Annotated in this window: 14 protein-coding genes; 7 read left to right on the top strand and 7 right to left on the bottom strand. The window is 64.5% G+C overall.

The window, feature by feature from the left end; genetic code table 11:
* Window positions 1–115 precede the first annotated feature (115 nt).
* From HZZ16_RS16125 to HZZ16_RS16135, 3 genes are read left to right on the top strand one after another with little or no spacing between them, the layout of a single operon-like run.
* Window positions 116–1,147: a TRAP transporter substrate-binding protein gene (locus HZZ16_RS16125; protein ID WP_197949421.1), complete on the top strand. Its 1,032-nt coding sequence runs from the start codon at window positions 116–118 to the stop codon at window positions 1,145–1,147.
* Window positions 1,148–1,154: 7 nt separating this feature from the next.
* Entirely contained in the window at window positions 1,155–3,008 is a 1,854-nt protein-coding gene (locus tag HZZ16_RS16130; protein ID WP_197949494.1) for a TRAP transporter large permease, read from the top strand.
* Between the two features lie 12 nt (window positions 3,009–3,020).
* A complete protein-coding gene (locus tag HZZ16_RS16135; protein ID WP_197949422.1) occupies window positions 3,021–3,998 on the top strand; it encodes a hydroxyacid dehydrogenase in 978 nt (325 codons plus the stop codon).
* A 6-nt stretch (window positions 3,999–4,004) separates the two neighbouring features.
* Here the strand turns inward: HZZ16_RS16135 and HZZ16_RS16140 are convergent, their stop codons facing one another.
* Complete coding sequence (locus HZZ16_RS16140) at window positions 4,005–5,171, bottom strand: ABC transporter substrate-binding protein (RefSeq protein ID WP_197949423.1); 1,167 nt, start codon at window positions 5,169–5,171, stop codon at window positions 4,005–4,007.
* 289 nt (window positions 5,172–5,460) lie between these two features.
* On the opposite strand from HZZ16_RS16140, the gene HZZ16_RS16145 reads away from it, so the two are divergent.
* Together HZZ16_RS16145 and HZZ16_RS16150 are read left to right on the top strand one after the other, a co-directional pair.
* A complete protein-coding gene (locus HZZ16_RS16145) occupies window positions 5,461–7,890 on the top strand; it encodes a bifunctional diguanylate cyclase/phosphodiesterase (RefSeq protein ID WP_197949424.1) in 2,430 nt (809 codons plus the stop codon).
* Between the two features lie 88 nt (window positions 7,891–7,978).
* Window positions 7,979–9,307: an MFS transporter gene (locus tag HZZ16_RS16150; protein ID WP_197949497.1), complete on the top strand. Its 1,329-nt coding sequence runs from the start codon at window positions 7,979–7,981 to the stop codon at window positions 9,305–9,307.
* A 40-nt stretch (window positions 9,308–9,347) separates the two neighbouring features.
* On the opposite strand, the gene HZZ16_RS16155 is transcribed toward HZZ16_RS16150, so the two are convergent.
* From HZZ16_RS16155 to HZZ16_RS16165, 3 genes are all read right to left on the bottom strand, one after another.
* Window positions 9,348–9,560, bottom strand: coding sequence for a hypothetical protein (locus HZZ16_RS16155; protein WP_197949499.1), 213 nt, complete (start codon window positions 9,558–9,560; stop codon window positions 9,348–9,350).
* A 60-nt stretch (window positions 9,561–9,620) separates the two neighbouring features.
* The gene (locus HZZ16_RS16160) at window positions 9,621–9,863 is read right to left on the bottom strand and encodes a transcriptional regulator (protein WP_197949425.1); all 243 of its coding nucleotides are present in this window, start codon (window positions 9,861–9,863) and stop codon (window positions 9,621–9,623) included.
* Window positions 9,864–9,959: 96 nt separating this feature from the next.
* Window positions 9,960–10,169 (bottom strand): cold-shock protein, encoded by a 210-nt coding sequence (locus tag HZZ16_RS16165; protein ID WP_197949426.1) that lies wholly within the window; start codon window positions 10,167–10,169, stop codon window positions 9,960–9,962.
* Between the two features lie 439 nt (window positions 10,170–10,608).
* Here HZZ16_RS16165 and rpsU point away from each other — a divergent pair, with 439 nt between their 5' ends.
* Window positions 10,609–10,884: a 30S ribosomal protein S21 gene (rpsU, locus tag HZZ16_RS16170; RefSeq protein WP_197949427.1), complete on the top strand. Its 276-nt coding sequence runs from the start codon at window positions 10,609–10,611 to the stop codon at window positions 10,882–10,884.
* Window positions 10,885–10,983: 99 nt separating this feature from the next.
* On the opposite strand, the gene HZZ16_RS16175 is transcribed toward rpsU, so the two are convergent.
* Complete coding sequence (locus HZZ16_RS16175; protein WP_036037411.1) at window positions 10,984–11,262, bottom strand: DUF1488 family protein; 279 nt, start codon at window positions 11,260–11,262, stop codon at window positions 10,984–10,986.
* Window positions 11,263–11,302: 40 nt separating this feature from the next.
* A complete protein-coding gene (locus HZZ16_RS16180; protein WP_197949428.1) occupies window positions 11,303–11,599 on the bottom strand; it encodes a hypothetical protein in 297 nt (98 codons plus the stop codon).
* 469 nt (window positions 11,600–12,068) lie between these two features.
* On the opposite strand from HZZ16_RS16180, the gene HZZ16_RS16185 reads away from it, so the two are divergent.
* Complete coding sequence (locus HZZ16_RS16185) at window positions 12,069–12,395, top strand: hypothetical protein (RefSeq protein WP_197949506.1); 327 nt, start codon at window positions 12,069–12,071, stop codon at window positions 12,393–12,395.
* Between the two features lie 123 nt (window positions 12,396–12,518).
* Here the strand turns inward: HZZ16_RS16185 and HZZ16_RS16190 are convergent, their stop codons facing one another.
* The gene (locus HZZ16_RS16190; RefSeq protein ID WP_197949502.1) at window positions 12,519–13,130 is read right to left on the bottom strand and encodes a TetR/AcrR family transcriptional regulator; all 612 of its coding nucleotides are present in this window, start codon (window positions 13,128–13,130) and stop codon (window positions 12,519–12,521) included.
* Window positions 13,131–13,187: the final 57 nt, after the last annotated feature.

Below are 13,187 nucleotides of genomic sequence, written 5' to 3' on the forward strand. Positions count from 1 at the left end.
CGCGACGCCCCCGACCGCATCCCTTGCCTGTGTCGTCGCTTTGGCCATACAGTTGAGCCAACACGACGCGACAATGATCGCGCCGCAAGAAGAATAGTTGGGGAGAAACCGCACCATGACCATCGTGCCCGTGAACCGTCGCGCGTTCATCAAGTCGTCGTCGGCGGTCACCGCCGGCATCGTGCTCTCTCCCGCCATCATCGGCCGCGCCGAAGCTGCGACGCTGAAGCTGAAATGCTCCTCCTCGCTGCCGAACGATCCCAAATACGCCAATGGCCGCGTCTACTGCGACAACCTGGTCAAGAACCTGAAGGGTAACGGCCTCGGCGAGCAGATCGAAGTCGCTTTCTTCCCCGACAACCAGCTCGGTCAGGAGATCGACGTCATCAACTCGGTGAAGCTGGGCGTCATCGACCTCATGGTGTCGGGCTCGTCGATCTCGGCCAATCTGGTGCCGCTGGTCGGCACCTTCGATCTCGGCTTCCTGTTCTCGAGCTTCCCGCAGCAAACCAAGGCGTTCGACGCGGGCGCCGCCAAGCCGATCGAGGACGCGCTGCTCAAGGGCGGCAACATCCGCATCATCGCCTGGGCCTATAACTTCGGCTCGCGCAGCGTGCTGGCGAAGAGGCCGGTGAAGACGCCGGAGGATCTCGCCGGCCTCAAGATTAGGACGCTGCCCAATCCCGTCATCACCGAATGCCTGCGCCTGATGGGCGCCGCCGCGACGCCGCTCGCGTTCGGCGAAATCTACACGGCCTTGCAGGCCGGCGTGCTGGATGGCCTGGAGCACGACCCGCCGACGATCCTCGCCAGCAAGTTCTTCGAAACGTCGAAATTCTACGCGCTGACGCAGCACAATTTCTCCCCCCTCGCGATCTATTTCAGCGACATGACCTACAACCGCATGGATCCGAAGCTGCGCGAGGGTTTCCTCGATGCCGCCAAGAAAGCCGCGGCCGACACCCGTGCCCATGGGCTCGCGGTCGAGAAGGAGGCGCTTGCGGCCTTGACCGAGAAGGGCGTGACGGTGGCCGAATGCGACCGCGAGGCGTTCAAGAAGCGCGTCGCGCCGCAACACGAGAACTTCATGAAGGCGCGGCCGGAGTCCAAGGCCGTCATCGACGTCATCCGCGCGACCCAAGCTTGAAATGACGATGTCAGCCGCCGTGCCCCTTTCGGGCGGCCGCCATGGCAGCATTACGTTGCTGCTTCGCGTCAGCGACGCGATCGCGGCCGTCCTGCTCGCCGCCGATCTCGTGGTCGTCTGCGCCTCCGTGCTGCTGCGCTTCTTCTTCAACGCGCCGGTCGAATGGTCCGACGACGTCGCGCGCGGCCTGATGGTCGGCTCGGCCTTCTTCGGCGCGGCGAGCGCGCTCGCGCGCGGCGAGAATGTCGGCGTCTCCTTCTTCCGCGATCTCTTGCCGGTGCGGCTGCGCTCGCTGGTCGATGCCGCCAGCGCGCTGCTGGTCGTGCTGATCTCCGGCTATGTCGCCTACAACGCGATCAAGCTGGGCTCGCTCACCGCCGGCCAGACCACCGGCTCCGGTCTGCCGCTGGAGCTGACCTTCTATCCCATGGGCATTGGCGCGTTGTTCATGACGTTGTTCGCAATCCATCATCTCTGCGCGAGACCGCTGCCCGATATTGTCAGGGGACTCATTGCGATCCTCGTCGTAACGGGCCTCTACCTCGCCTGGGATTATCTGTCGCCGTCCTCGGTGCCGTCGGCAGGCACCCTGATGCTGATCGGCTTCTTCGCCACGCTGTTCGGCGGATTGCCGATCGGCTTTGCGCTGGCGCTGGCCGCGCTGATCTTCATCTGGGTCGAAGGCGCGCTGCCCGGCGTGATCTTCGCCCAGCAGATGGCACGCGGCATCGACAATTTCGTCCTGCTTGCGATCCCCTTCTTCATCCTCGTCGGCTATCTCATGGAAGCCAACGGCATGTCGGTGCGCCTGATCGAGTTGTTGCAGCGCGCCGTGGGCCGCATGCGCGGCGGCCTCAATGTCGTGATGGTGGCCTCGATGGTGCTGTTCTCCGGGATCTCCGGCTCGAAGATGGCCGACGTCGCCGCGGTCGGCTCGGTGCTGATCCCAGCCGCGCGACGCTCGAAGCAAAACCCGGGCGGCGCGGTGGCGCTGCTGGCAGCCTCCGCGGTGATGGCGGAGACGATCCCGCCCTGCATCAACCTGATCATTCTCGGCTTCGTTGCGAACCTGTCGATCGGCGGCCTGTTCGTCGCGGGGCTGCTACCGTCGGCGCTGATGGCGCTGGTGCTGATCGCGGTGTCCATCATCTTCGGCAAGCGGCCGGACAAGGTCGAGGATGTCGAGCCGCAGATGCCGGTGTCGGGGCTGTGGAGCGGCGCGATCGCATCCTTCGGTCTGATCTTCATGATCTTCTTCGGCTTCAAGAGCGGCTTTGCCACGGCGACGGAGATCTCGGCCTTCGCGGTAGCCTATGCGCTGGTCGTCGGCAGCGTGGTGTTCCGCGAGCTCGGGTTCAAAAACGCCGCGCACAGCTTCGTGCAGGCGGCGACGCGTGCGGGGCTGGTGCTGTTCATCGTCGCAGCCGCGCAGTCGCTGGCGTTCACGCTGACTTTGCAGCAGGTGCCGCATGCGGTCGGCGACTTCATGCTGGGTCTCTCCAAAACCTCCGGCGTCTGGCTGTTCATCCTCTTGGCGATCGCCGTCCTGATCGTGATGGGATCGGTGCTGGAGGGCGCGGCCGCGCTGATCATCTTCGGGCCGCTGCTGCTGCCGGTCGCGGTGCAGCTCGGCGTCGATCCCCTGCATTTCGGCGTCGTGCTCGTCATCGCGATGGGTATCGGCCTGTTCGCGCCGCCGCTCGGGCTAGGCCTCTACGGCGCCTGCCTGATCGGCAACGTGCCGATCGAGCAGACGGTGAAGCCGATCATCGGCTATCTTGGCCTCTTGTTCCTCTGCCTGCTCGTCATCGCCTTCGTGCCATGGCTCTCGACCGCGCTGCCGCGGGCATTCGGCTATTGAAGGAGTCTTGCCGTGAAGGTCCTGCTCGCGCACACCCCGGAGATGCGGCGCAATTATTACGGCGATCGCAGCCTGAACGGCCTGCGCGCGGCCGCCGAGGTGATCCTGCACGAGAAGGATGAGCCGCTGGACGCAGCCAGCCTGGTGCGCGCCGCCAGGGATGCCGACATCATCGTCGCCGATCGCATGACCGAAGGGCGCGGCGAGATCTTTGCGCAATTGCCGCGTCTGCGGGCCTTCGTCCGCTGCGCCGTCGACATCCGCAACGTCAACGTGGATGCCGCCTCGCAAGCCGGTGTGCTGGTGACCCGCGCCGGGCCCGGCTTCGTGCAGGCCGTGGCCGAGCTTGCGCTCGGCTTCATGGTCGATCTCTCCCGCGGCGTATCGCGGACCACGGCGGACTATCAGGCCGGCCGCAAGGCTGAGGCGCGGATGGGCCGCCAGCTCGCCGGCAGCCGGATCGGCATCATCGGCTACGGCAGCATCGGGCGCTATCTCTCCGAGATCGCAAAAGTGCTGCGCATGGAGGTGCTGGTCTGCGATCCCTTCGTAACCGTCAGCGATGCCGCGATCCGGCAGGTCGGTCTCGACGAGCTCCTCGCCGCATCGGACTATGTCGTCTGTCTCGCCATTGCCAACGAGCAGACCGAGAACCTGATCGGGGAGGCAGCGCTGGCGCGTATGCAGAAGCATACCTTCTTCATCAATCTCTCGCGCGGCAATCTCGTCGACGAGGCCGCGCTGGCACGCGCGCTGCGTGAGGGCCGCATCGCCGGCGCCGCCATCGATGTCGGCCGCGCACCGGACCAGATGCCGACGCCCGATCTTGCCAAGCTGCCGAACGTCATCGCGACGCCCCATGTCGGCGGGCTGACGCCGCAGGCCATCGAATACCAGTCGCTGGAGACCGTGCGACAGGTCGAGGCCATCGTGAGGGGAGAAATCCCGCAAGGCGCCGTCAACGCCGATCGCTGGACGCGGCGGCCGTGAAGGGTCTCAAAGCCGGTCCACCGCCATGAACGTCCCGTCCTTCTGGATCACCGTCAGGAACACCTTCGGCGGCGTGTCGAGCATGCGTGTGCCGACAGTGATGATGCTGCCGCTGATGTCGAAACGGCCGGTATCGTTGATGGCGCGCAGCAGGCTCGCGCGGGTCGGATTGGGGCCGGCCTTTTCCAGCGCCGCGGCCGCGAGGCGGCCGGACAAATAGCCTTCGAGCGATACGAAATCCGGTGTCAGCGCCGGGTCGAACGCCTTCTGCGCCGCCTGGTAGTCGGCGACGAGCTTGAGCGAGCGGTCCCAGGGAAACGGTACCACCTGCGAGACGATGACGCCCTCGCCCTCCGCGCCGAGTTCCGCGGCGAGCGCATTGGCGCCGACGAAGGAGATGTTGACGAAGGTTGGACGGGCGCCGCTACGGCGGGCGAGCTTGATGAACTCCGCACACGGACCATAGGTCCCGACCATGACGATGGCTTCGGGATCGGCGCGCTTGATCATGCGCCAGGCCTGGCCGACCGCGCGGGTGTTGCGCTCGAAAGTGCCCTCGGCGGCGAGCTCGAGCCCGCGCTTGGCCAGCGCCCGCTTCACTCCGACAAGCCCGTCGCGGCCGAAGGAATCGTCCTGGTAGAAGATGCCGATGCGGGTGAACTTGCGATCTTCAGTGAGATGCTTGATCCAGGCTTCCGCCTCCGCGCCGTAGCTCGCGCGGATGTTGACGACGTTCGGGAGCTCGAGATCGCGCAGGAACTCGGCGCCGGTGAACGGACCGATGAAGGGCACGTTCCTGGAGCTGGTGATCGGTATCGTCGCCATCGCGGTCGGCGTGCCCACCGCGCCGATCAGCGCGAACACCTTGTCGTCGTCGATCAGGCGCAGCGTCTGCGCCACCGAACGGTCGGGGTCGTAGCCGTCGTCGCGGCTGATGAGCTGGAGCTTGCGGCCATGGATGCCGCCCTTGGCGTTGACCTCGGTGAACGCGGCGACGATGCCTTGCCGCATGCGCTGTCCCAGCGCGGAGGAGGGGCCCTCCAGCGCCGCGGCCTGGCCGAACAGGATCGCATCCTCGCTGATGCCGGCCTCGTTGCCCCTCGCAACCAGCGTGGTCGCGGCCAGAAGCGCGATGGTCAGGACGACGGATCTCGCTGATCGAAATCGATGCATCGGGAGGCTTTGCCGGATCGTTGGAAGAAACCCTGCGCAACATAGCCTTGCGAGCCTGAATAGCTCGCTAAGCGGCACGACGCAGAGAGGCCGTAGTACACCGGGGAAGACCGGCAACTTATGTCCAGAACGCCGGGATCGTTCGCGCACTTCGTTAACTAGTTTCCGCATTGCGGAACGACTGCTTTCCAAAATTGTGCAGTTCTTAACCGCCCTCTTGTTCCGATAGCGGCGCCGGCACCTCAACCAGAGGTTCGGTTCGTCGCGAATAGGGGACGGCGGCTTCAAGATGGGCGGTCGCGATCAGAACGATCAGGATCGGAGACGTAGAGGCGGGTGGTGGCGTGCCGCGCCGCTGCTCGGGCTCTATCGTCCTGCGCTGGTCGCGGTCGGCGTCGGCCTGTTGTTCTCGATCGTGGGCGCTGCCGCCGTGGCGCGGTGGGAGGATCGCGTCAACAGGATCGAGTTCGAGAACGCGGCCGAGACCCAGGCGATCGTCCTGCAGAACGGCATGAACGAGTACATATCGAGGCTCCTCGCGCTGCGCACGCTGTTCGAATCGACCAACGAAGAAGTCACCCGCAGCGAATTCGAGACTTTCAGCGCCCGCCTGTTCGAGCGTCACCCCGGCATGCTGCGCATCTCCTGGTTGCCGCGCGTCAACCGCAAGGAGCGCGCGGAATACGAGGCCGCGGCGATCCGGGACGGTGTGTCGAGCTATCACGTCAAGTCGTTGCAGGACGAGAACTTCGTCACCGCGCCGCAGAGCGATGAATATTTTCCGGTGTTCTACTCGACTCAGCCGAAAACCTCGTCGGTCTACGGCATGGACTACATGACCGTTCCCGAGCGACGCGCGCTGCTGGAGCGCGCACGCGACAACGATCGCGTCGCAGCCATGCGCACGCGCGTGTTCGGGCCGAAGGACGGCGACCGGCTGTCCTATGTCCTCGTCGTCGTTCCCGTCTACGCCAAGGGAACCTCGCGCGAGGAGATCGCGGACCGGCGCCGCAATCTCGCCGGCTTCGTGGTCGGCATTTTCGACTTGCCGCTGCTGATCCAGTCCATCCGCGTAACCACCGGAGCCAGCCCCGCCGTCAGCATGACGGTCTTCCCGCCGTTCACGGCGCAGATCGTCAGCCTGGAGCAGATGTTGCCGGATTACGCGTCGTCCGTCTCGGCGCTGCGGTCGATGCGGGACATCGCGCGGTCCTTGCACTGGTCGGGCAGTCTCAAGATCGGCGACACCGATTGGCAGGTGCGGGCGGTTCCGACCGCCGGCGGTCCGCTGGCGACGACTTACGACCGCGCGGTTGCGGTCCTCGTCGTCGGGATGCTGCTGACGCTGTCGCTGTCGACCTATCTGATGCTCGCCAGCCGCAATTCGCGGCGGCTGTCGCTGGCGAACCGGCGGGTGCTCGAGCTTGCCCAGACCGACATCCTCACTGGATTGCCGAACCGCGCCTTCTTCCTCACCCGGCTCGACGAGATGAACGGCAAGTTGAGCGTGAGGGGCCAGCCCTTCGCCATCCTGATGCTCGACCTCGACCGCTTCAAGAACGTCAACGATTCCCTCGGCCACGCGGCCGGCGATGCGCTGCTGCGCCAGGTGGCGCAGCGGCTCAAATCCGCACTTCGCGCCAACGACGTGCTGGCGCGGCTCGGCGGCGACGAATTCGCCATCATCCAGCAAGCCGGCGAGGACCAGCGCACCTGCTCGACCGATCTGGCAGCGCGGATCGCCAAGCTCGTGAGCGAGCCGTTCCTGCTGCCCGGACACCGCGTCGAGATCGGCACCAGCATCGGCATCGCGATCGCGCCGGATCATGGCAGCGATCAGGAGCAGCTCCTGAAGAAGGCGGATCTCGCGCTCTACCGTTCGAAATCGGCCGGCCGCAACTGCTTCACTGTTTACGATGAGGCGATGTCGGCCGAGCTGGAAGCCCGCAACACGCTGGAAGGGGATCTGCGCGATGCCATCGCGCGCTGCCAGCTGGAGGTGCACTATCAGCCGTTCGTCGATGCCCTCAGTGGCGAACGACGCGGCTTCGAGGCGCTGGTGCGCTGGCGGCATCCGACGCGCGGCCTGATCCCTCCGGACCAGTTCATTGCGCTGGCGGAGGAGACCGGGCTGATCGTGCCGCTCGGCGAATTCGTCCTGCGGCGCGCTTGCGCGGACGCAGCCGGCTGGCCCGCCGATCTCATGATCGCCGTCAATCTGTCGCCGATCCAGTTCAAGGAAGCCGAGCTGTTCGACATGATCTGCGCGGCGCTCGCCGATTCCGGCCTGCCGCCGCAGCGGCTCGAGATCGAGATCACGGAATCCGTGCTGCTGGAGCGCGGCAGCGAGAACCACGCGTTCATGGAGCGCCTGAAGCAGTTCGGGGTCGAGCTCGCGCTCGACGATTTCGGCACCGGCTATTCCTCGCTCAGCTACCTGACCGCGTTCCCGTTCGACAAGATCAAGATCGACAAGTCGTTCATTCGCAACCTGACCCAGCAGCCGCGCTCTTCCGCCATCATCTCCTCGATCGTGACGCTGGCGCGCGGACTGGACATGTCAGTCACGGCCGAAGGCGTCGAGACGCGCGAGGAGTTCGACCGGCTGAAGGCGCTCGGCGTCAATTTTGCGCAAGGCTATCTGTTCGGCCGGCCGCACCCGATTGAGCGGATCCTGTTCGACGCGCCGATCAAATCCTCACGGCTGGATGCCGCCTGAGCGCGCCTGTGGCATGCGCGAAAAGCGCTTGACCCGGGCATCCCCGGATGGTCCGAAGAGCCGTCTAGGGATGAAACAAGCACACAACATGCGGCTTCCGTTCTTCTACGGCTGGGTCGTCGTCGCCGTGACCTTCGTCACCATGGCGATCGGCGTCAACGCGCGCACCGCCTTTTCGCTGTTCTTTCCACCCATCATCTCCGAGTTCGGCTGGGAGCGCGGCGTCACGGCGGGTGCGTTCTCCTTCGGCTTCGTGGCGTCGGGCGTGGTCAGCCCGCTGATCGGCCGCCTGATGGACCGCGCCGGCCCGCGCGCGGTGATGGAGCTCGGAGTCCTGCTGATGGGCGGCGGCCTGCTGCTGGCGCCGCTGACCAGCGCGCCGTGGCACCTCTATGTCACCATCGGCGTCATGGTCGGGGCCGGCAGCGTCTGTCTCGGCTATTCCGGCCAGTCGCTGTTCCTGCCGAACTGGTTCATCCGCAAGCGCGGCTTCGCCATCGGCATCGCTTTCGCCGGCGTCGGTATCGGCTCGGTGACGCTGCTGCCATGGGTGCAGCACATGATCGAGCAGACCGGCTGGCGCACCGCCTGCACCGCGATGGGCCTGCTCGTCCTGATCGCGCTGGCGCCGATCAACCTGCTGCTGCACAAGCGCCCCGAGGACATCGGCCTCCAGCCGGACGGCGATGCCGCCCCGGCCGCAGGCGCGGCAAGGCCGATCTCCAACGTGGTTGATCCCGTCTGGGTCAACACCGACTGGACGCTCCAGCGCGCCGTCGCTACCGCGCGGTTCTGGTGGATCGCGCTCGGCTATTTCTGCGGCCTGTACATCTGGTACGCGGTGCAGGTGCACCAGACCAAATTCCTGCTCGACGTCGGCTTCAGCCCCAGCGTTGCGGTGTGGGCACTCGGCATGGTCAGCCTGCTCGGCATTCCCGGCCAGATCGTGCTGGGGCACGTCTCCGACCGCATCGGGAGGGAGTGGGTGTGGGCGATCAGCTGTGCGGGTTTCGTCGTCTGCTTCGCCGCGCTGATCGCGCTGAAGTATCAAGCTTCGCTCTGGCTGGTTTATCTGATGGTGTTCACGCAAGGCGCGCTCGGCTATGGCCTCACCTCGATCATGGGCGCGGTGGTGTTCGAGATCTTCCAGGGCAGGCACCAGGGCAGCATCTTCGGCACGATCATGCTCGCGGCGCTGGCGGGCGGTGCGGCCGGACCGTGGCTGACCGGCGTTCTTTATGATCGCGCCGGCGACTACACGCTGGCTTTCGGTATCGCCATCGCGGTGAGCGGACTATCGGCATTCGCGATCTGGCGGGCGGCGCCGGGCAAGGTGAGGGCCGTGGCCGGCCGGCTGCACAAGCTCAAAACAGAAGCACTGCGCCGAGCAGGCGAGGGCGATGCTGGCGAGGCTTGAGGTGGGACCGCTAGGTACGGCCGCGCTCGCAACGCTCTGGTCAAAGCATCGAAAGCACGACGATCCCGTCTTCGAGCTCTCCTGAAGCCATGCGCGCCCGCGCCATGCGCTCGAACTCCGTGCGATGCTTCTGTAGATAGCTGAAGGCCTGCTTCTGCGTGTTGAATGTCGTTGCAAGCCGGCACATCTGCCGATTTGCGCCGGACGCGAGAAAGAAGGTGATGGTTCCGTGATATGGCTTTATTCGAGGCACGATCTGCGCTCTCCGGCATGTGATCGGCGCTTCAGATTTCGCCGGCGGCGTTGAATACAACTATCTCGCCAGCTTCCTTGTCCGCTTCTTGAGCTTAGGCGCCGGCAAAGTCGATCGAAGAGCTTCATCGGCCGCTTCCCTCGCCTGGCGCGCCTCTCGGAGCCGCGCCATGTTCTTGCGAACCTCGATGGCTTGCCTTTCCACGTCCGCCAATGCGCGCGCGCCCTCTTCAGCGGCCAGGCGCTTGCGATCGGAACGCGCAATGCTTTCGGGTGATGGCTCTGCCGGCTTCTTGCTGCTCATCGTTCACCCGGATCCGCAAAGACTAAACCCGCTCAATCCAGGGATTGAGCGGGCAAAGCGACCGTTTCAGTACATCCGTGAAACGGCGCAACGATCTCAAGCCAGCGAGAGGTTCTCGGCGCTGGTTTTGCCTCGCATCTTGTCGGTCTTGATCTCGAAATTGACCTTTTGGCCTTCGCCGAGACCGGCAAGCCCAGCCCTTTCAACGGCGCTGATGTGAACGAACACATCGTTGCCACCGTCGTTCGGCTGGATGAAACCGAAGCCCTTTTGGCCGTTAAACCACTTGACCGTACCTGTCGTCATTTTCTTCTCCAAAGCGCGTAAGCGCGTTCCGCGCGACAATCGCGCGGTTACCTTCAACTTCGTCGATGTCTTTGGAAAAGGAGCCCGCAGGGCGCATTCAACAAGGCACAGCGGCTAATCGAACAAGCGGAATATATATGATTTTCGCGCATTTGCAAGGAGCAAAGCCAATTTGTTTTCTACGAAATGGTTCTTCTGTTCCGATCGCGGCGCTTCGCGTGTGTAGGTCGATCTGCGAGCAACGCGTTATCGATTGACAGCGCAGCATGACGGTGGTCACGTGACGCCACCAAGCTGCTCGCTGTGACAAGCAGATCGGCTCGTCCGAAGCCGCGACCAATGTCGCGGCCCATCATTCTCACACATCATAATGAAGCTCCTGCGCAATTGGCTGCCCTGCAGGACGTGTCGCATTCGCAGCCCGAGCCAGGAGGATCAATTGCACGTACTCGTCAGAGACAACAATGTTGAGCAGGCACTGCGCGTTCTCAAAAAGAAGATGCAGCGCGAGGGCGTCTTCCGGGAAATGAAGCAGCGACGGTCCTACGAAAAGCCGTCGGAGAGAAAGACCCGCGAGAAGTCCGAGGCCATTCGCCGCGCCCGCAAGCTCGCTCGCAAGCAGGCGATCAGGGAAGGATTGCTGCCCGCACCACCGAAAAAGAAACCGTTCGAGCGCAAGCCGCCCTTGCCGGAGATCAAGGCAAAGCCGGAGTAGCAACGATCTGCTTTCCGGATCTCAAGCCATGCGTGTTAGCGGTGACGCCGCAGAAAAGCGCGGCCAGGCGTCGCGGCCTGTCTTCCTTGGGCTGAGATCCTATCGCCTGAAGTCGATGCCTCGCAGCACGATGCCCGGCGGGGTACCTTCGAATTCTGTGGCGCGATACTTGCTCGCAGCACATGCTTCAATGCGATCCCGTAGACGGGCAAATTGGGCTTCCCGCTGCTCGGGCCTGACTTGCGGTCCCTGCTCGAGATCGTCCATCGCGGAGGTCGAAATCGCGCAAGGAATCTCCCTGGCGCCGTCATGCATCGAGAATCGGACGATCATCCGCTCGTATTCGTGGCCGATAAAGCGGCCGCTCGTCAGTGTCATGGCTTGCTCCGTTACACGGTAGCCTCGGCCTTCGCTCGGCTCAGCCGTCCCCGGACAGCCGTGCGAAATCGTCGAACAGCGCGGACACGAGCGCGCGGTGACGCGTGTCCTCGGCAGGCAGGCCTGCAGCATAGAGGTTGAGGAGATGGCGCGCCTTCACCGCGGCCTCCGGCCAGGAAGCCGCGGGCACCGTCATCATGCGGTGCTCGAGATCGGCCTCACGCTCGCGCAGTTCCCGGGCATGGGCCTCCACCTCGCCCAACGCGCGGCGCAGGTCGGTGGCCTTCTGCGCGGCCATGCCACGGTGCTTGTCGAGATCGACGGGCCGGTCATCCATTGGCGATGCTCGCGTCCGCTGCTTGCGCATCGGCAAGATCGACAGAGTTCATGCGGAACGGATGCCTGAACGAGATGGATTTTCGCCGCGAGCGGATGGTCATGCACGCCTGCCCTTCGCAAGTGAAGCCCCAACCGGTGCCGGCTGCTGCGACCATGCGCCTTTGGCGCGCCAATAGCCAGCACTATCGTCTTCGCACCGACGAACGCTAATGTCGCGGTGCGACGGCAAGAGGCGCTTAACGCTCGCTATTGGTTCGGCGTGAGCGTAGGCTCGTTGTCATCACCGCGCTTCTCAACGGCATCGACCGGTGACTGAGGGTCACGTGTGCTCCCGCCGAAGGCTTCGCAGGAGCGTTCGATGTGGGGTGTTCGCATCTCGGAATGGATCGTGCCGCCGGTAATCGTTCCGCTGCTTCTTCTGCTTCTCGTGTGCGCCGCTGCGGTGCTCAATGGCTAGGACAACACGCGTGCCGTATCTGGTCAGCGGCACCAACGAATACGGCAGTTCCAATCTCGGCCGTGGAACTGCGACGGTCGCGCTGCGTCTCGCGAAAAAGCTGCTGCGCGAGGGCTACATGGACGTCCGGGTCTGCACGCCGCGCGGCCGTGTCCTGCAGCCGAATGAATTCGACGAACTCAAACCAGCAAGGGAGAGCGACATGGCAAAGGGCCAGCAACGTGGCAACCGCGAAGCCAAGAAGCCGAAGAAGGAAAAAACGAAGGTGATCGCCGCGGCCCCGTCCCGCAAGGAGGCCGCCTGGCAACCGGATTTCGGGCCTGCAAAGAAGAAGTAAGGAGGACTGCCGCCGAGCAGGCGGTGGAACAGCCCGAGGGGTTGGCTCTCGAATCTATCTCGGGAAGCGGCGAGAAGGGCTGCCACATATCGGCGCGGCTGCGCCGCTCGGTGCAAGCATCCGCTAGGCCTGAGCCAATCCCGTCCTGCGCCGGAGATCCGTGATCGCGCGCAGGAAACTGTCGGCCGGCGTCGTCTCGGGGTCGATCAGCCGGTGCAGGCGAAAGCCGTCTTCCAGCGCAAGCACGATTGCGGCCATCCAGGGCGGATTCAGATTGTGGTTGCGTCCGTTGCTCTTCAACGTCGCCTCGACGATATCGGCGACCAGCTTGCGCCGTGCGCGCAGGCGTTTGGCAAGCTCCGGGCGGCGCTTTTCGGCGCGCGCCACGAACAGGATCATCTCCATGTGGAGCAGGGGCGAGCGGCCGAGCGGATCCTGGCGGCTGCGATCCATCGTCTTCAGTGCCGCGATGAAATCGTCGAGATTGTCGTGCTGCGCCAGGATGTCCATGTTGCGCCGGATCGACTGCGCGACATGGTCCTCCAGCATGGCGATGATCAATTCGTCCTTGCTCTTGAAGTTCGAATAGAACGCGCCGCGGGTGAAGCCCGCCGCCGCCGCGATCGCCTCGATGCTGGCGCCGCCGATGCCGTCCTCCTCGAACACGCGCGCGGCCGCCTCGAACAGCGCCTCGCGCGTGTCGTCCCTGGTCGGTCTCGTTCGCACCCTTGACATCGGCGTAGAATAGGGCAAGCTGCAACTCGATACAACAATGTATCGAGTTGATGATCT

It is taken from the genome of Bradyrhizobium glycinis (genome assembly GCF_016031655.1).
Taxonomy (GTDB): Bacteria; Pseudomonadota; Alphaproteobacteria; order Rhizobiales; family Xanthobacteraceae; genus Bradyrhizobium; species Bradyrhizobium glycinis.